Annotated in this window: 16 protein-coding genes; 5 read left to right on the top strand and 11 right to left on the bottom strand. The window is 55.0% G+C overall.

Going from position 1 to position 18,275, the window contains the following annotated elements:
- Positions 1–9: 9 nt before the first annotated feature.
- Complete coding sequence (locus tag QHL1GM_RS02660) at positions 10–570, bottom strand: hypothetical protein (RefSeq protein ID WP_071693095.1); 561 nt, start codon at positions 568–570, stop codon at positions 10–12.
- A 353-nt stretch (positions 571–923) separates the two neighbouring features.
- Between QHL1GM_RS02660 and folE the strand changes: the two genes are divergently transcribed.
- Together folE and QHL1GM_RS02670 are read left to right on the top strand one after the other, a co-directional pair.
- Entirely contained in the window at positions 924–1,475 is a 552-nt protein-coding gene (gene folE / locus QHL1GM_RS02665) for a GTP cyclohydrolase I FolE (protein WP_071693096.1), read from the top strand.
- Positions 1,476–1,595: 120 nt separating this feature from the next.
- Positions 1,596–3,053 carry an NAD-dependent succinate-semialdehyde dehydrogenase gene (locus QHL1GM_RS02670; RefSeq protein WP_071693097.1) on the top strand — a complete coding sequence of 486 codons (1,458 nt, stop codon included), beginning with the start codon at positions 1,596–1,598 and terminating at the stop codon, positions 3,051–3,053.
- Between the two features lie 143 nt (positions 3,054–3,196).
- On the opposite strand, the gene purH is transcribed toward QHL1GM_RS02670, so the two are convergent.
- The 8 genes from purH to ppa all read right to left on the bottom strand — a co-directional run bounded on the left by purH (position 3,197) and on the right by ppa (position 12,165).
- Positions 3,197–4,813 (bottom strand): bifunctional phosphoribosylaminoimidazolecarboxamide formyltransferase/IMP cyclohydrolase, encoded by a 1,617-nt coding sequence (gene purH, locus QHL1GM_RS02675; protein ID WP_175540341.1) that lies wholly within the window; start codon positions 4,811–4,813, stop codon positions 3,197–3,199.
- A gap of 49 nt (positions 4,814–4,862) precedes the next feature.
- On the bottom strand, positions 4,863–5,231 hold the full coding sequence (gene fis, locus QHL1GM_RS02680; protein WP_071693098.1) for a DNA-binding transcriptional regulator Fis: 369 nt from the start codon (positions 5,229–5,231) through the stop codon (positions 4,863–4,865).
- Entirely contained in the window at positions 5,228–6,265 is a 1,038-nt protein-coding gene (dusB, locus tag QHL1GM_RS02685; protein ID WP_071693099.1) for a tRNA dihydrouridine synthase DusB, read from the bottom strand. Before dusB ends, fis begins: the two co-directional genes overlap by 4 nt.
- 111 nt (positions 6,266–6,376) lie before the next feature.
- Entirely contained in the window at positions 6,377–7,291 is a 915-nt protein-coding gene (gene prmA, locus QHL1GM_RS02690; RefSeq protein WP_071693100.1) for a 50S ribosomal protein L11 methyltransferase, read from the bottom strand.
- A 100-nt stretch (positions 7,292–7,391) separates the two neighbouring features.
- Complete coding sequence (gene accC, locus QHL1GM_RS02695) at positions 7,392–8,732, bottom strand: acetyl-CoA carboxylase biotin carboxylase subunit (RefSeq protein ID WP_071693101.1); 1,341 nt, start codon at positions 8,730–8,732, stop codon at positions 7,392–7,394.
- 31 nt (positions 8,733–8,763) lie between these two features.
- Positions 8,764–9,240, bottom strand: a complete 477-nt coding sequence (accB, locus tag QHL1GM_RS02700; RefSeq protein ID WP_071693102.1) for an acetyl-CoA carboxylase biotin carboxyl carrier protein — start codon at positions 9,238–9,240, stop codon at positions 8,764–8,766.
- A gap of 333 nt (positions 9,241–9,573) precedes the next feature.
- On the bottom strand, positions 9,574–11,445 hold the full coding sequence (gene dsbD / locus QHL1GM_RS02705; RefSeq protein WP_071693103.1) for a protein-disulfide reductase DsbD: 1,872 nt from the start codon (positions 11,443–11,445) through the stop codon (positions 9,574–9,576).
- Between the two features lie 189 nt (positions 11,446–11,634).
- Positions 11,635–12,165, bottom strand: coding sequence for an inorganic diphosphatase (ppa, locus tag QHL1GM_RS02710; RefSeq protein ID WP_071693104.1), 531 nt, complete (start codon positions 12,163–12,165; stop codon positions 11,635–11,637).
- Positions 12,166–12,451: 286 nt separating this feature from the next.
- Here ppa and QHL1GM_RS02715 point away from each other — a divergent pair, with 286 nt between their 5' ends.
- Positions 12,452–14,167 carry a bifunctional protein-serine/threonine kinase/phosphatase gene (locus QHL1GM_RS02715; RefSeq protein WP_071693105.1) on the top strand — a complete coding sequence of 572 codons (1,716 nt, stop codon included), beginning with the start codon at positions 12,452–12,454 and terminating at the stop codon, positions 14,165–14,167.
- A gap of 94 nt (positions 14,168–14,261) precedes the next feature.
- On the opposite strand, the gene QHL1GM_RS02720 is transcribed toward QHL1GM_RS02715, so the two are convergent.
- Both QHL1GM_RS02720 and rnt read right to left on the bottom strand, forming a co-directional pair.
- Positions 14,262–15,521: a 6-phosphofructokinase gene (locus QHL1GM_RS02720; RefSeq protein ID WP_007114095.1), complete on the bottom strand. Its 1,260-nt coding sequence runs from the start codon at positions 15,519–15,521 to the stop codon at positions 14,262–14,264.
- A 202-nt stretch (positions 15,522–15,723) separates the two neighbouring features.
- Entirely contained in the window at positions 15,724–16,392 is a 669-nt protein-coding gene (rnt, locus tag QHL1GM_RS02725) for a ribonuclease T (RefSeq protein ID WP_071693106.1), read from the bottom strand.
- 203 nt (positions 16,393–16,595) lie between these two features.
- Between rnt and QHL1GM_RS02730 the strand changes: the two genes are divergently transcribed.
- Positions 16,596–17,816 carry an argininosuccinate synthase gene (locus QHL1GM_RS02730; RefSeq protein WP_071693107.1) on the top strand — a complete coding sequence of 407 codons (1,221 nt, stop codon included), beginning with the start codon at positions 16,596–16,598 and terminating at the stop codon, positions 17,814–17,816.
- A gap of 108 nt (positions 17,817–17,924) precedes the next feature.
- A complete protein-coding gene (locus tag QHL1GM_RS02735; RefSeq protein ID WP_071693108.1) occupies positions 17,925–18,263 on the top strand; it encodes an HlyU family transcriptional regulator in 339 nt (112 codons plus the stop codon).
- Positions 18,264–18,275 lie beyond the last annotated feature (12 nt).

Below are 18,275 nucleotides of genomic sequence, written 5' to 3' on the forward strand. Positions count from 1 at the left end.
AGATCAAGCTCAATCAGGCACGGCTTCTTCGCGAGGCACCGGGTTGGCGATCCCTTCTCCGTCAGCTTGGCGACGCTGTTCGTTAAGCTCTGCAGAGGGATTATCCTGCTCGACAATCTCAACGGGTTGATCAAGCGTCAGAAGGAACGGCTGGCCAGGGGAGAGTGTGCACGGGGAGCCTTCGCAGGCGATGCCGTATTGGCTATCTTCGTCATATGCGCTGGCACTGAATTCGCCAGTAAAAATATCGCTGTCAGCGTCGTGTGTTTCAATACAGGTCGCCTCTTGGGTGGTGACGCGAATGCGCTCGTCAACCAATTGCGCACTGCCTACAATGACGCAGTATTCCGGTAAAGAGTGCGAGGCGCCAGCTGCTTGAGTAGGGTGCAGCAAAATATCGTTAAGGCGCGTTTGGTTTGACTCAAACGCCAGCTCTTCAACGACTTCTACGCCGACGGTGGCTTCATTGGGCAGTGAAAGCGTGGCTTCTTCAGCAGTAGCCAATAGCGGCGTAGCAAAAAAGGGGACCGCAAGGGCGGTTAACCAAAAAGGCGTTGGCTTAAATGACATGGCGAGCTCTCAATGTTGGCGCCTGCGATAAAGGCAGTAAAATAAAACCAATCAATCATATCACAGGCCCCTGGGTTGCAAAGTGAACGACGCGGCGCTCTGACGCAGGTAAACGAGTCACAGGCAGGCTAGATGCGGTAAAATGCTCTTTTTGCTTAATGCTCGTTGTGCAGGCTTTTTTAAAAGTATACTTTTTGTACAATGTTTGTGGAGGAGCGGCGCTGTTTAACGTCGCTCCAAAAATGATGTTACTTTTTCATGCGCAAAAGGGGTGTGGACCTTGGTGACCGCCTGGACGCAATTGCGCATGGTTTTTGAGATGGTTTTTTAGATAGTTATTGATGAGGCTACAAATGTCCGATGATATCGCCGAGCACTACCGCCAGATAATCTCAGCACTTGGCGAAGACCCCAACCGTGAAGGGCTAAGAGATACGCCTAAACGTGCGGCTAAGGCCATGCAGTTTCTCAATGCGGGCTACACTCAGTCATTGGACGAGATAATTAATGGCGCGGTGTTTGAGTCGCAAACGGATGAGATGGTGCTGGTGAAAGACATTGAGCTCTACTCAATGTGTGAGCACCATCTGCTGCCGTTTATCGGCAAGTGCCATATTGCCTATTTGCCCAATGGCAAGGTGTTAGGACTGTCCAAGTTTGCGCGGATCGTCGATATGTTTGCCCGTCGAATGCAGATTCAGGAAAACCTAACCCGCCAGATTGCCGAGGCAGTGCAGGACGTTACCCAAGCAAAGGGCGTTGCCGTGGTAATTGAAGCGCGACACCTCTGCATGATGATGCGTGGCGTGGAGAAACAAAACTCCAGCATGACATCGTCGGTAATGCTGGGTGGATTCCGTAAAAATCAAGCGACTCGGCAAGAGTTTTTAATGCTCATTAGCTGAATTTATCGGAGGTCATTGTTCGGTAAAGCACGCCGCAAATTTGGTTTAAAGGGGCGTTTCGTCTTAGCATGAAGACGTTAATGAGCCTACAAGGCCATCATTTTTGGTCAGGAGCCTGTCATGGAAGCGCTTAAAGAAACACAGCTGTATTGCCCCTTTGCCTATATTGACGGCAGCTGGGTCGCGGCAGATAGCGGCGAGCAGATTACGGTATTAAACCCGGCAACCGGCGAAGCGATTGGCGATATTCCTCGCTTGGGTAAAGCCGAGACCGAGCGGGCGATTGATGCCGCGGATGCTGCGCTACCGGCCTGGCGGGCGCTAACTGCCCAAGAGCGCGCTGACTTGCTGCTGAAGTGGCACGACCTGATGCTTGAGCACCAGCAAGATTTGGCCATGCTGATGACCTACGAGCAGGGCAAGCCACTAAAAGAGGCCGCGGGTGAAATTGCTTATGCGGCCAGTTTTTTACGCTGGTTTGCCGAAGAGGCACGGCGCGTTTATGGCGAAACGATTCCCGCGGCGAACGCCAATCAACGTATCGTCGTCACCAAGCAACCCGTCGGTGTTGTGGGTGCGATTACGCCCTGGAATTTCCCAGCGGCGATGATTACCCGTAAGGCCGGAGCGGCATTGGCCGCTGGCTGCACGATAGTGGTTAAGCCCGCTAGCCAAACGCCGTTCTCGGCTACGGCCTTGGCGCTATTGGCTGAACGGGCAGGTATCCCACGCGGTGTCTTTAACGTCGTGCCAGGTAGCGCTAGCGATATTGCCCAAGCGATGACCCAATCGCCCAAAGTGCGCAAGATTACCTTCACCGGTTCCACCGAAGTAGGGCGCAAGCTGATGGCCCAGGCGGCGGAGCATATCCAGAAAATCTCGCTAGAGTTAGGAGGCAATGCGCCCTTTATCGTCTTTGAGGATGCCGATTTAGACGCCGCCGTGGAAGGCGCCATGGCCGCTAAATTCCGCAACGCGGGTCAAACCTGCGTCTGCACTAATCGCTTCTTGGTGCAGTCCAGTGTGATTAACGCCTTTTGTGAAAAGCTAGCGGTCGCCATGAACAGCGAACTGCATGTGGGTGATGGCACCAAACCCAATATCAATATCGGCCCGTTAATCGATCATAACGCCGTTAAAAAAGTCAGCGAGCATGTTCAGGACGCCATCGATAATGGTGCTGAGCTGCTGCTGGGCGGTCATCCGCATCCGCTGGGCGGCAATTTCTTCACGCCGACGCTGATCAGTTTTGCGACTGACAAGATGAAAGTGGCCCACGAAGAAACCTTTGGTCCACTAGCCGCTGTCTTCCCGTTTGACGATGAAGAGACTGCTATTGAGATGGCCAATGATACCCAGTATGGCTTGGCTTCCTATTTCTACTCCCGTGACCTTGCTCGCGTATGGCGTGTCGCCGAGGCGCTGGAGTACGGTATGGTGGGGATTAATACTGGCGCCATTTCCAACGCCGCTGCGCCGTTTGGGGGTGTGAAAGCCTCGGGCCTAGGCCGCGAAGGTGGTCATCAGGGCTTGGAAGAGTACTTGGAAACCAAGTATCTGTGTATTGATCTTGGCTAGAACTTGATACTGGCCAGACACTGGATATTGGTTAGCAATACGTTGGTTTAGTATTGATTGCTAATGTTAAAAAGCCCCTTAGGCATGCTCCTGTCAATAGAGCGCCTAAGGGGCTTTGTGTTTCTAATCAGCTTATCGAGTGCTTAGTGGCGGAAGTGGCGCATACCGGTGAACACCATGGCAATGCCTGCTTCGTTGGCAGCGTCGATCACTTCCTGATCGCGCATGGAGCCACCGGGCTGAATAACCGCGGTAATACCTGCCGCTGCGGCAGCATCGATGCCATCGCGGAACGGGAAGAAGGCGTCGGACGCCATCACCGAGCCGGGAACCGAAAGACCTTCGTCAGAGGCTTTAATACCGGCGATTTTGGCGGAGTAAACCCGGCTCATTTGGCCCGCGCCAACGCCCACTGTTTGGCCCTCTTTGGCGTACACAATGGCATTGGACTTAACGAACTTGGCTACCCGCCAGGCAAAGGCAAGGTCACGCAGCTCCTGCTCGCTGGGCGCGCGCTGGCTGACCACGGTCAAGTCATCGCGGGTGACCATTCCGTCATCACGCTCTTGTACCAACAAACCGCCGTTGACGCGCTTAAAGTCCAGTGCAGGCTTTTGCTCGCCGGGCCAGTGAGCGCTGACGTCCAGCAAGCGTACGTTTTGCTTATTCGCAACGATGGCGGCGGCTTCATCGCTGACGCCCGGGGCAATAAGCACCTCGACAAACTGGCGGTCAATAATCGCCTGGGCAGTTTCCGCATCCAGCGGCGTATTGAAGGCGATAATGCCGCCAAACGCGCTGGTGGGGTCGGTAGCAAAGGCTTTGTCGTAAGCAGCTAGAGCGGTGGCGCCAATGGCAACGCCGCAGGGATTGGCGTGCTTAACGATCACACAGGCCGTCTCTTCAAAGGCCTTAACGCACTCAAAGGCGGCGTCGGTATCGGCCACATTGTTGTACGAGAGGGGTTTGCCCTGGAGCATTTTTGCCCTGGCAACGCTGGGTTCGCTTGCCAGGGAGTCAACGTAAAAGGCTGCCTGCTGGTGTGGGTTTTCGCCGTAACGCATGTCCTGCTTTTTATCGAGCTGCAGGTTAAAGGTGCGTGGAAACGCTTCATCAGCGGCATTGACCTTACGGCCTAGGTAGTCGGCAATCGCACCGTCGTAGCCAGCGGTATGCTCAAACGCTTTAACCGCTAAATCAAAGCGTGTGGCGCTACTGACCTGGCCATCTTGAGCGGCCAGCTCGCCCAGCACCCGTGCGTAGTCACTGCTATTGACCACGATGGTGGTGTAAGCATGGTTTTTGGCGCAGGCGCGAACCATGGTGGGGCCGCCGATATCGATATTTTCGATGGCATCTTCTAGCGTGCAGTCAGGCTTGGCGACAGTGGCGGCGAAGGGGTAGAGATTGACCACCACCATATCAATGGGAGTGATATCGTTCTCAGCCATGATCGCATCATCCTGGCCGCGACGGGCCAAAATGCCACCGTGAATTTTCGGATGCAGCGTTTTAACGCGGCCATCCATAATTTCGGGGAAGCCTGTGTGCTCAGACACTTCTTTCACGGCAATGGCATTTTCTTGCAGCAGGCGGAAGGTCCCACCAGTAGAGAGGAGTTCAACGCCGTGTTCAGTGAGGCCGCGGGCAAATTCCACAATACCAGTTTTATCAGAAACGCTCAGAAGGGCGCGGCGGACGGGGGCAGCGTTGCTGTTAGTCAGGGAAGGATTATCAGCCATGATAGAGTTATCAGCCATTAGAGTGCTCGTGTGCAGAGACGAGAATTAAAAACAACAACGCCCCAGGTTATGGGGCGTCACCTTCGATAAGTCCGTATAACTTGAGTTTTTTGCGCAGGGTGCCACGGTTTAACCCTAGCGCATCAGCCGCCCGGGTCTGATTGCCGTCGGTGTGCTCCAAGACGCAGGCAAGTAAAGGCGCTTCTACTTCGGCCATCACCATGGCGTATAGATCTGTAGCCTGACTGCCGTCTAAATGCTCAAAATAGCGGCGTATGGCTGTTTCCACTGCCTCCCGAAGCGGCTGCGGCGGTGAGTTAGCCGCAGGATCCGCTAGCGTGCCCGCTAAATGAGAGTAGCTATCGCTAGAGCCGACATCGCTGGAATAGCTATCGCTTGCGTATGTGTCGCTAGAGAGAAGATCGCGTTCGGTCATGCAGCATGGCTTCCTTTGGCTAGCAAACGCGAGGCGGCGCCGGGGGCCATCGCGTCGTTGATCCAATCAAATTGCGTTTCAGGTGACGCTAACGCATTGAACTGCTGCTTAAGCGCGCGCTGTTGAGGCGGCGTAAAGCGTTGGTCATCGCTGAGGTACCAGCCCACATGTTTGCGCGCGATACGTACGCCCATGGTGGTGCCATAAAACTCATGCAGCGCTTCAACGTGCCCGTGAAGCACCTGATGGCGTTCCGCAAGACTTGGCAGTGCCATCCGCTCTCCATGCTGGAGGTAGTGGCTGATCTGTTGAAAGATCCATGGGTTGCCCTGCGCAGCACGGCCCACCATCACGGCATCAGCGCCGGTATAAGCGAGTACCTCGGCGGCTTTTTCCGGGCTTGTTATGTCGCCGTTGGCAATCACTGGTATCGCTAGGTGAGATTTGATCTCAGCAATCGTGTCGTACTCTGCCTGACCAGTATAGCGCTGCTGGCGATGACGGCCATGTATCGCTAACGATTGAATGCCGGCTGACTCGGCGAGCCGGGCAATGCGCAGGGCGTTGTTGGAATCGGCACACCAGCCCGTGCGGATTTTTAGCGTTACGGGTATATCTACCGCTGCCACTACCGCATCGAGAATTTCGGCCACCAAGGCTTCATCACGAAGGAGCGCCGACCCTGCCGCTTTGTTACAGACTTTTTTAGCCGGACAGCCCATATTGATATCGATAATCTGGGCGCCCAGCTCGGCATTCAAGCGCGCCGCTTGGGCGAGCATTTCAGCGTCGCCTCCGGCAATTTGCACCACCCGCGGGTCGGGTTCACCACGGTGATCCATACGCAGCTGCGATTTGCGAGTATGCCACAGACTAGGGTCTGAAGTGACCATTTCGCCCACAACCCAACCTGCCCCAAGCCGCCGACATAGCTGGCGAAAGGGGCGGTCAGTGACGCCAGCCATGGGTGCCAGCATTACGCGATTAGGTAATGCAAACGGGCCAATGCTGGCAGGTAGTGTGGTTGACGTCATGGCAGCGGACTTTGTTGGTTCTAAGCTGTGAGCAGGGCTAACGGCGAGTAGGCGTTTCAAGGGGGCGTATGATACGCCTACTCGGTGATGGGGTGAAGGCCAATTGCCGCTTTAACGCGGACGCACGCCACTAAGCCGCACCCAGCCTTCGCGAATCACCGGCTCATCCATAGCGAGCCCCTGGGCCACATAGGCCTCGTAAACATCATCGGCCTGGTTTGCCAAAATCCCTGATAGCGCAATGCGACCGCCAGAAGCCACGTGGCCGGCAATCATTGGCGCTAGTTCAATCAGCGGGCCCGCTAAAATATTCGCGGTCACGATAGGGTAGACGCCGCCATCGCTTAACTGCTCAGGGTAGTAGAGGTTTAAATCCGACTCGGCAATACCGTTGCGCTCGGCATTATCGCGGCTGGCCTGCAGCGCCTGGGGGTCAATATCGGTGGCGTCGGCGTGACTAGCGCCTAGCTTGAGCGCGGCGATAGCGAGAATACCCGAGCCGCAGCCCACATCAAGTACGGTTTGCTGGGCTAAGTGACCGGCTACGGCCAGCTCATCCAGCCACTCAAGGCAGAGTGCTGTGGTCGGGTGCGTACCGGTACCAAAGGCAAGACCGGGGTCGAGAATCAGGTTTACGGCGTCGGCTTGAGGTGGCTCGTGCCAGCTAGGCACAATCCAGAGGCGTTGGCCCATACGCAGCGGCGTGAAGTCATCCATCCACTCTCGCTCCCAATCCCGGTCGGCGAGCAGTTCATACTCTATGGTGGGACAGGGCTCGCCAGGCATCTGTTCAGACCAAGCGGCCTCAATACGCTCCAGCATGCTCTCGACGCCCTCCAGGTCATCGTACAGGCCGGTGAGAATGGTATCTTCCCACAGCGGTGTGGTGCCACGCTCGGGCTCAAATACCGGGTCATCGTGGGCGTCCTGAAGGCCAATGGCCGTCGCACCTTCGTCAAGCAGCAGTTCTTCGAGGAACTCTGCCTGTTCGGGAGCGACGTGGGCTTTGAGTTGAAGCCAGGGCATGGAGAGTCTCCGCAGGGCGAATTAAAGGCAAATACAGTAAAGACAAAAACGGGGTGGACATGGCCACCCCGTTGGGCATCAAGCATAGCGCTGGAAGACGTTAACTGCTGAGTTTCTTTTCCAGGTAGTGAATGTTGACACCGCCTTGACGGAAATAGCTGTCGCGAACCAAATCCTTTTGCAGATCGATATTGGTTTTAATGCCTTCCACCAACAGCTCGTCGAGGGCATTGCGCATCCGCGTCAGGGCTATTTCACGATCCGCGCCCCAAGTGATCAGCTTGCCGATCAGGGAGTCATAGTGCGGAGGCACGGTGTAGCCGGTATAGAGGTGAGAGTCCATGCGAACGCCCAAACCACCTGGTGCGTGAAACAGCGTTACCTTGCCGGGCGAAGGCATAAAGGTGCGCGAGTCTTCGGCATTAATCCGGCACTCAAAAGAGTGACCGTTGAGCTGCACATCTTCCTGGCGAATCGACAGCGGCAGACCCGAGGCAATACGTAGCTGCTCTTTGACGATATCCACACCGGTGACCATTTCGGTGACCGGGTGTTCAACCTGAACGCGGGTATTCATCTCGATGAAGAAGTATTCACCGTCTTCGTACAAGAACTCAAAGGTGCCCGCACCACGGTAGTTGATCTTGATACATGCCTGGCGGCAAGCTTCAAGTACTTGAGCGCGGGCATCTGGGTCGAGGCCTGGTGCCGGAGCTTCTTCAAGCACCTTTTGGTGGCGACGTTGCAGCGAGCAGTCGCGGTCATAGAGATGAATCGCGTTACCCTGACCGTCGGCTAGCACCTGTACTTCGACGTGGCGCGGCTTCTCAAGGAATTTTTCCATGTAGACCGTGCCATCACCAAAGGCGGCGTGGGCTTCAGTGCGGGTAACGTTAATCGCTGAAAGCAGATGGCCTTCAGTATGCACCACGCGCATGCCGCGACCACCGCCGCCAGAGGCCGCTTTGATGATCACTGGATAGCCAATGCGACGCGCGGTGGCGAGATTAGTTGCGTCATCGTCACCCAAGGGGCCGTCTGAGCCTGGCACCGTGGGAACGCCCGCTTCCTTCATCGACTGGATGGCGCTTACTTTGTCGCCCATCAGGCGAATCGTCTCGGCGCGGGGGCCAATAAAGGTAAAACCCGAGCGCTCAACCTGTTCGGCAAAGTTGGCATTTTCAGACAAAAAGCCGTAGCCAGGGTGAATAGCGGTTGAGTCGGTGACTTCAGCTGCACTAATCAGGGCCGGAATATTTAAATAAGACTGCGCTGACGAAGCTGGGCCAATACACACGGCTTCATCCGCCAGGCGAACGTGCATCAGTTCACGATCAGCTTTGGAGTGTACCGCTACGGTTTTAATGCCCAGTTCTTTACAGGCCCGCAGGATACGGAGGGCAATCTCGCCGCGGTTGGCGATAAGTACCTTGTCCAGCATGGGAGAGTCCACCCGTGTTGAAAATGAAAGATTAAGCGATAACGATCATAGGTTGATCGAATTCTACTGGCTCGCCATCTTCCACCAGGATGGCTTCCACTACACCGTCACGGTCAGCTTCAATCTGGTTCATCATTTTCATGGCTTCAATGATGCATATGGTGTCGCCTTGCTTGACGCTATCGCCGACTTCTACAAACGACTTGGCGCCCGGTGCAGGGCTGCGGTAGAAGGTGCCTACCATGGGAGAGTTGACCGCTTCGCCACGGTAGCTTGTACCCTGGGGCTCTGCTTCTGCAGCCGGTGCTGACGCGGGAGCGCCCGCTGCCGGGGCGGCTGGCGCATAGCCAGGATGCTGCGCGTATTGCGGCATCGGCTGTGGCTGCCACGAGGCACCATTGGGGTGGCGGCTGATACGAACTGACTCTTCGCCTTCCTGAATTTCGATCTCGCTAATATTGGACTCTTCGAGCAGTTCAATCAGTTTCTTAACTTTGCGGATATCCATGGCATAGCCCCATCAATGTCATAAAAGTAGTCATAAAGCGCTACCACCTAAGTGCAGCGAGCCCTTTATGGCGCGTACGTTGCGCAGTAAACCAAATTTAAAAATGAAGAGAACGCTGCATGTTAGCGAACGTTACCCCGTTCTCACCGTTAAAAAAGCAAGTTTTTAGCTAATATGGGAGCGGAGTTTGCCGAAAAAGTGCCAGGATGTCCAGCAACAGCCTAAGCCAACGTCTAAACTAGCCAGCAGCGAAGAATTAAACGACCGTTTGACGATGTTCGCGTCAGAAAGCGGCTTAAGTGCCTCAGAGAGTAGGCCTCCTAGGGTGTGAGCTTAGCTATTGGCTAGCCACTGGCTGACTGATTCTAGATGTTCACGCAACTGGTCGGCGGTCACTTCGCCTTGAATGCGTGCATCACGAATCTCCTCACCCTGGCTGAAAAACAGCAGGCTGGGTGGGCCGAAGAGGTTGAATTGATTCAGCAACTCACGGCTTTGGGGGTCAGTTTGGGTGACATCGGCGGCGATCAAGGTGTAATCGCGAAGCGCCGCGGAAACCTGTGGCTCGGGGTAAACATCCCGCTCCAGCAGCTTGCATGAAATACACCAGTCGGCGGTAAAGTGCACAAAGACGGGCTGGTTGGCGCCTTCAGCTTGGGCGATAGTCGCTTCAAGCTCGGTCAAGCTGTTTACCTCGATGAAGTCGAGTGATTCTGCTTGAGGCTCACCAGAAATACTCGAAGTTATCGCAAGGGGGCGCAGGGGGTTGCTGCCACCTTGAGCGGCACCAATCACCAGCACTATCCCCCAAGCAAGCAGCATAAGCCCCAGCGTTTGACGTGCCCGCGGCCATCCCTGCGGCTGATTGAAATTCAGCGCCCCAAGTGCGAGCGCCGTGCCGATAGCGAGGGCTGCCCATAGCAGCAGCGCAATGGGCGCGGCCACTAAACGCTCGATCATCCAAATTGCGACGCCCAGCAGCAAAAGTCCAAAAGCAATTTTTACACCGTTCATCCAGGCGCCGGAGCGGGGCAGCAGCGTGGCGCCAAAGGTACCGACCAAAAGAAGCGGCACGCCCATGCCCATGCCCAGCGCAAATAGCACCGCGCCACCCATTGCGGCATCTCCTGTTGACGAGATAAACACCAACGCGCCGGCCAAAGGCGCCGTTACACAGGGCGACACCACCAGTACAGAGAGGGCGCCAGCCAGCGCTAGCCCCGCCGGTCCGCTGCGCTGAGCGCGGGTCTGCCAAGCATCAACACGGTTAGCTAAACGGGGTGACAGGTTAAGGTTAAATGCCCCAAACATGGCCAGCGCAAAGAGCGTAAAGAGCACTGCAAAGGTAATTAATACCGGTGCTGACTGTAGTCGCGCCTGAAGATTAAGCCCGGCGCCAAACAACCCCATTAACACCCCGACAAGGGCGTAGGTCAGCGCCATGCCAAGTACATAGCTTAACGAAAGGGCAAAGGCGCGCGGGCGAGTGGGGTTCTGGCCTACCACAATCGATGACAAAATCGGGATCATCGGCAGCACGCAGGGAGTAAAGGTAAGCCCCAGGCCGGCAATGAAAAACAGCCCCAGTGCCAGCGGTAGGCTGGCATCGCTGATCAAAGCGCTAAAGCGGCTGTCTTCGCTTTGGGGCGCGGCGAAATTGCCCTGTTCTGAGGTGTTCGCGGCCGACGTGTTGGCTGCCTGACTGGATGTCGTATCATCGGCTTGCCAATCGGAGAACTGGCTGGGGGGTTGGGTTTCGCTGGCCTCGAGTGTTATTTGCTCTGGAGGGTAGCAGAGCCCGGCATCTGCGCAGCCTTGAAAGGTCACGGCAATATTAAGCGGGCCTGAGTAGGGTGCTTCCAGCGGTACTTCCAACACTACCTGGTCGCGGAATACATACACATCGCCCATAAACTCATCATTGGTAAAGATGCCTTGGGGGATGATGGGATCGCCGAGGCTGACATCCTCCGTTTGGCTGACTAGCGCAAACTGGTGGCGATATAGATAGTACTCATCTGCGATATCCATGCCGATATAGAGTGTATCGCCATCATGCCAAGCGGTCGGCTGAAAGGCTTCCATAACCGGCAAAAATTCGTCTTGGTTGCTAGATGAAAACCATTGGGCGTTTGCACTTAGCGGAAGCAAGCCAAGAAAGAAAATCAATAATGTAAACAGGCTCAGGCGTTTAAGAGATAACACGGTGCGTCCTTAATCAATGGCATCGCAATGAAAGGCGAATAGCATACCGCAACCTTGAGCCCCTGGCGTATACGCTGCGGTGACGTGACGCGGTCCCTAACAGTGCCTTAATCCTGCGCATATAAAAAGACCGCCCGAAGGCGGCCTCTTATACCATTGGCGGTGAAAACATACACCGCAAGGAGACTGTTACGCTTTCTGATAGGCGATAACGGATTTCTCAATCGCCTTGCGTGCAGCGTCTGCGCCTTCCCAAGACTCTACTTTGACCCATTTGCCTTTTTCGAGATCCTTGTAGTTCTCGAAGAAGTGAGCAATCTGCTGGCGCAGAAGCTCAGGCAGGTCGGTAACTTCATGTACGTCGTCATAGAGCGAGCTTAGCTTGGCGTGGGGCACGCAGATCAACTTGGCATCTTCACCGGCTTCGTCGGTCATGTTCAGAATGCCTACCGGACGCGCACGGATAATGCTGCCAGGTTGAACCGGGTGCGGGGTAACTACCAAGGCGTCCAGCGCATCGCCATCGTCGGCTAGGGTATGCGGAATAAAACCGTAGTTGGCGGGATAGAACATGGGGGTGGCCATAAAGCGGTCAACGAGTAACGCGCCCATGTCTTTATCAATTTCGTATTTGATCGGATCGTGGTTGGCTGGAATTTCGATCACCACGTAAACGTCGTTGGGGAGATCCTTTCCAGCAGGGATATTATCGAAGTTCATCGTTGATTCCTTGGTAGTGCTGTGGCTAGTAGAGTCGAGCCGTGGTTAGGCAATCGGTTCAGAGTCGTTTATGGCGAAGAATTATACGAACATGGCTGCCCGATTACCAATGCGACATAGGTTGGCCGCACGTGATAATTCATGTGCCCTTAAAATTGGCCGAATACGATAGAGACGTTTGGTGGGCATCGTTTCCGCGCTGCTGCGTGTATCATAGGCAGAGTTTATTGACAGTGTTGGTTGACAGTGATGTCCCTCGATCGAGTCGGCAGCCTAGGAGGATGACTTGTCGCACGCCCAATTGCTCATTAGTTATGGTCAAGCGTTTGTCGCGCCCGATCGGCGCCTGCACCGCAGTTCAATGTCGGTTCGCTTTCCTGAAGCGCCGCTGCTTCGCGCCAAAGGCGGTTGTGCGGTGATCAGCGACTCCATTTCGCGCAATACCATGGCCAAGCAGGCCGGTGATATAAGCGTACGCGGCTTCCTGGCCGACTACTTTTCGACCCCCGACCACTGGGATGTCAAAACCTCTGCCACCCGCGTACTACGCGCGCTCAACAGTTGGTGCTATAGCCAAAGCCAGCATGTTAAGGAGGGCAGTTTTGTTTCATCCATGTCGGCGATGGTGTTTCGCGGCCGTGAAGCCCATCTGTTCCATATGGGCGATACGCTAGTCTTTCGTTTACGGGGGGCCGAGTTTGAGCAGCTAAGCCGTGATCACGTGACCGATTTAGGCGGCTATCGCTACCCTTCACGGGCGCTGGGTATGGACGGCAGTGTCGATATCGATTACACCCACATTGCCCTCAAGCAGGGCGATCTGTTCCTGTTCACTACCCAGGGTGTGCGCGGCACGCTGCTGCCTTCAGACTATGTGCGCTTGATTCGCCAGGATGCCAGTGATCTAGATGCCGCCTGCGAGCGGCTAGCCGATGAAGCGAAGCAGCGCGCCCAGGAACGTGGCTATGGCGGTGATCAGTTCTGCTTCCAGTTGATACGTATCGATGAATTACCTGAAGAGGTAACTGAACACCCGGGGCAGCTATACGGCGACCTTCCGATTCCCCCTGAATTGTCTGTGGGTGAGCGTCTAGACGGCTTGGAAGTTCTCGCGGTGCTATCGCGAACGGCGCAGTCGCGGGTGTATCGCGTCCGCGATGTGCATAGCGAGCGGGAAATGGTCCTGAAAGCGCCCAGCCCAGAACTCTCGTTGCGCAATGCCTATCTTGAGCACTTTCTGCTCCAGCAGTGGGTGGTGGAGCGCGTTAACTCGCCTTTTGTAGTTAAGGTAATGGAGCCATCTCGACCGCGACGCTACCTGTATTATCTAATGCAGCATATTGAAGGCGAAACGCTACGCGAGTGGGGAGAGCGCCACCCTCAAGCTAGCTTGACCCAGCGCCTGGATATTGCCAACCAGTTGGGTAAAGCGGTGCAAGCGTTGCATCATCGGGAAATTATTCATCAGCAGATCAACCCCGATAATATTTTGATCGACCCACACGGCAAGCTCGTGCTCACCGATTTTAGTGCCTGTCATATGCGCGACGGTGAAGGGCACCGTCACTCGGGAGAGCTGTTACGACAGATCGGCTTTAACGAACACACCGCGCCTGAGTATGCACTGGGCGACAGTATCGGTCGGCGTAGTGATCAGTACTCGCTAGCGTCCACTACTTATTGGCTTTTAACCGGCGCTTTACCTTATACGCTGACGCCCAACAGGCTGCGCAGTCACACCGACCTTGAAGAGTTGACCTATCGCAGCGCGCGCACCACCAATCCTGAGATCACCCAGGAATTAGACGACGCGCTACGCCGCGCCTTGGATCCACAAAGAGCGTTGCGGTTTAGGCGTATGTCCGAGTTTTTGCATGCGCTGAGGGTGCCGCTTGGGCGGCTACCCAATCGCGAAGAGAGCCGTCAGGAGCCGCGGCGTTTCTGGCAGGGAGTGGCGGGAATTCTGCTGTTGCTGCTAGTACTTTCCTGGTTGTTGCGCTAACCCAGGCGGGGAAGTACGCATAAAACGGGGCGATGAATCACTTCATCGCCCCGTTTTTTAGTGCCGCTATTTTAAGCTTTACTGCGTTAGCTGTTTACAGCGTAAAAATGGGTAACTTGCGCTCTGCTTTGGCCAGTTTCAGCTTAGCCACTTTAGGTAGGCCGTTCTCGAACGGCGGGAAGTCCTCACCCTGAATCAGCGGTGAAAGATAGTCCCGGCACGTCTGGGTAATGGCAAAGCCGTTTTCGCTGATAAAGTCCCGGGGCATAAACTTCTCTTGGTTGGCTACCTGGGAGAGCGGGGCAGAGATCACATCCCACTGGTAGGGCACCTGAGAGATACGGCGAATGGCGGGCATCATGGCGTTTTTACCCGCCAGTGCCAAGGTTACCGCTTCGCGACCCACCGCATAGGCTTGTTCAACGTCAGTTTTAGACGCCAGGTGACGGGCCGCGCGCTGCAGATAGTCGGCCACTGCCCAGTGATACTTATAGCCCAAATCCTGCTTGATCATGCCGGCCAGTGTCGGTGCTACGCCGCCAAGCTGGCGGTGGCCGAACGCATCGGTGTTACCCGCATCGGCCAGGAAGGTGCCATCTTCGTAACGAGCGCCTTCAGAAACCACAATAACGCAGTAGCCATACTGTTTAACGCTCTCTTCAACCCGCGCCATCGCCGCTTTACGGTTAAATGGGATTTCCGGGAAGATAATCATATGCGGCGGCTCGCCTTCGGCTTCGCCTGCTAAACCACCGGCAGCGGCAATCCAGCCTGCGTGGCGGCCCATTACCTCAAGCACAAATACCTTGGTAGAGGTAGCGCACATGGAGGCGATATCCAGCGAAGCTTCCAGCGTTGAGGTGGCAATATACTTGGCTACGCTGCCAAAGCCCGGGCTATTGTCGGTAATAGGTAGGTCGTTATCGACAGTTTTAGGCACATGGATAGCGGTAAGCGGATAGCCCAGCTTTTCAGAAAGCTGAGAGACTTTTAAGCACGTATCAGCGCTGTCGCCGCCACCGTTATAGAAAAAGTAGCGAATGTCATGGGCTTTAAACACTTCGATCAACCGCTCGTACTGGGCGCGGTGGGTGTCAATGTCTTTTAGCTTATAGCGGCAGGAGCCAAAAGCGCCGCCCGGTGTATGACGCAGGGCAGCAATCGATTCATCGCTCTCTTGGGTAACGTCGATAAGGTCTTCCGTTAAGGCACCGATAATGCCGTTATGACCGGCGTAAACCTTGCCAATTTGATCGGGTGCTTGACGGCAGGCTTCGATAACGCCGCAGGCGCTGGCGTTGATCACGGCGGTGACGCCACCGGATTGGGCGTAAAAGGCATTATGCTGGGCCATGGAAACGTCTCATCTCCTGAAAACGGGTAGGGTGAATCGGTTTTGGTTCCACCACCAAATACATGCTGAGTGCTACTCACTTATTACCAATCACTCAGTACTACTTGGCAGTGGCAGTGCAAAAAACGCTACTGCTGTGTGGCAAAGTTTAGCGTAAAGCCTTGTCTACTGCATCAGCGGCTACGCTGTTGGCTGCGAAGTGTTAATCCGTACCGTCCATCTCTTGTTCGCGCTGGGCAAGTTGCCAGCCACCCAGGTCTTTATAGCGATTAACCATCGAGCAAAACAGCTCGGCGGTGCGCTCAGTATCATAGCGAGCGGAGTGGGCGGCCTTGTTATCAAACTCAATGCCAGCGGCGCGACAGGCACGGGCAAGTACCGTTTGGCCATAAATCAGGCCTGCAAGCGTGGCGGTATCAAAGCTTGAGAACGGGTGAAAAGGGTTGCGCTTAATGCCGCAGCGATTGACCGCCGCGTTCAAGAAGCCCTGATCGAACGCCGCATTATGGCCGACTAAAATAGCGCGCGTGCAGTCATGGGCTTTAATCGATTTGCGAATCGGGCGGAAAATTTCTCCCAGCGCTTCAGACTCGCTCAGCGCTACCTGGCGACGCAGAGGGTCGTCCAGATTGATTCCAGTGAAATCGAGCGCGGACTGCTCTACATTCGCGCCCTCAAAGGGCTGAATGTGGTAGGCATAGGTGGCATCAGGAAGCAGGTTGCCCTCCGGATCCATGGTCAGCGTGACGGCGGCTATCTCAAGTACAGCGTCGCCTTGGGCATTAAATCCCCCGGTTTCTAAATCAACGACCACGGGCAGGTAACTGCGAAAACGTTGGGCCATTAATTCGCGGGCAATTGCCTCGCTCATGCAGCTCTCCTTATCTTCAAGCGAGTAATAGTTGAAGCGAGTCATCATTAACATCAGCGGCAAACCACCGCTTTGAATGGGGTGATTCTAGCAGCTTTAGCCCCCAGGCGTCGTTGACGGTATTCGCTGGGCATTGAGAACGCTATACTCAGTGTCTGTCTAAAAACCAATCGCAAAGGTTTAACTTTTTAAAGGAGCAAAGAATGTCCGATGTCAAAAAGGTTGTGCTGGCATATTCAGGCGGCCTGGACACATCCGTTATCGTTAAGTGGTTGCAAGAAACCTACAACTGCGAGGTAGTGACTTTTACTGCCGACATCGGTCAGGGCGAAGAAGTCGAACCGGCGCGAACTAAAGCGCAAGCGCTTGGCGTAAAAGAGATTTACATCGAAGACCTGCGCGAAGAGTTCGTGCGTGACTACGTCTACCCAATGTTCCGCGCCAACACTATTTATGAAGGTGAGTACCTGCTGGGCACCTCTATCGCTCGCCCGCTGATTGCCAAGCGATTGATCGAAATTGCCAATGAAACGGGTGCCGATGCTATTTCCCATGGTGCGACGGGTAAAGGCAACGACCAGGTGCGCTTTGAGCTTGGCGGCTATGCCCTAAAGCCCGGCGTAAAAGTGATCGCCCCTTGGCGCGAGTGGGATTTAACCTCTCGCGAAAAGCTAATGGCGTATTGCGAAGAGCATAAAATTCCGGTTGATTTCTCTAATAAAAAGAAAAAATCGCCCTACTCGATGGATGCCAATCTGCTGCACATCTCCTACGAGGGCGGCATTTTGGAAGATCCATGGGCCGAAGCCGAAGATGATATGTGGCGCTGGAGTGTCTCTCCCGAAGCTGCGCCCGACCAGCCCACCTACGTTGAGCTGACGTTTGAAAAGGGCGATATCGTGGCCATCGACGGCGAGCCTTTGAAAGCCCATGAAGTGCTCGAAAAGCTCAACAAACTGGGTGGCGACAACGGCATCGGCCGTTTGGATATTGTTGAAAACCGCTACGTGGGCATGAAATCTCGTGGCTGCTATGAAACGCCAGGGGGCACTATTATGTTGCGTGCCCACCGTGCCATTGAATCACTGACGCTAGACCGCGAAGAAGCCCACCTGAAAGATCAGCTGATGCCGAAGTACGCGGAAGTGATTTACAACGGTTACTGGTGGAGCCCCGAGCGTCGCATGCTGCAGGCGGCCATTGACGAGACCCAGAAGAATGTAGCGGGTGTCGTGCGTATGAAGCTCTACAAAGGCAACGCTACCGTAGTGGGTCGCAAGTCCGATGAGTCGCTGTTTGATGAGTCGATCGCTACTTTTGAAGATGACGCTGGCGCTTACAACCAAAAAGATGCCGAAGGCTTTATTAAGCTAAACGCGCTGCGTTTGCGCATTGCCGCAGGTAAGGGACGCAAGCAAAGCTAATCAAGCGTTTATAAAAGCAGCTTATCCCTTGTAGGGCGGCCTTCGTATTGCCGCCCTACAAGCAAAGGAGCCATGGTTTTTAAGCATGGTTTTTAAAAAGGAGCCATCATGCTAAAAAAAATACTTTCCGGCCTCTTTGGTAGTGATCGTCAGGCTGAGCCAGGCGCCACCAGCAAAGCCGCTGAGCCGGTGGAATATAGAGGCTATGAGATTGTCTCTCAGCCCGATAATCAAAGCGGTCAGTACCGCGTCAGCGGTTGGATTAGCAAGGCTGACGCAAGTGGTGAAACGCTTGAACACCGCTTTGAGCGCTCCGATATGCTCCCAGGGCGAGAGGCCTGTGATGCCATGATGGTCACCAAAGCGCAGCGCTATATCGATGAAGTGGGTGAGGCGATGTTCGCGCCAGATCCGCGCCGTGCAGGCGAAAGCGAGCAGAACGAGTAGAGCGCCGTCGAC

The sequence above is a fragment of the Halomonas sp. QHL1 genome (genome assembly GCF_001882345.1).
Classification (GTDB): Bacteria; Pseudomonadota; Gammaproteobacteria; order Pseudomonadales; family Halomonadaceae; genus Vreelandella.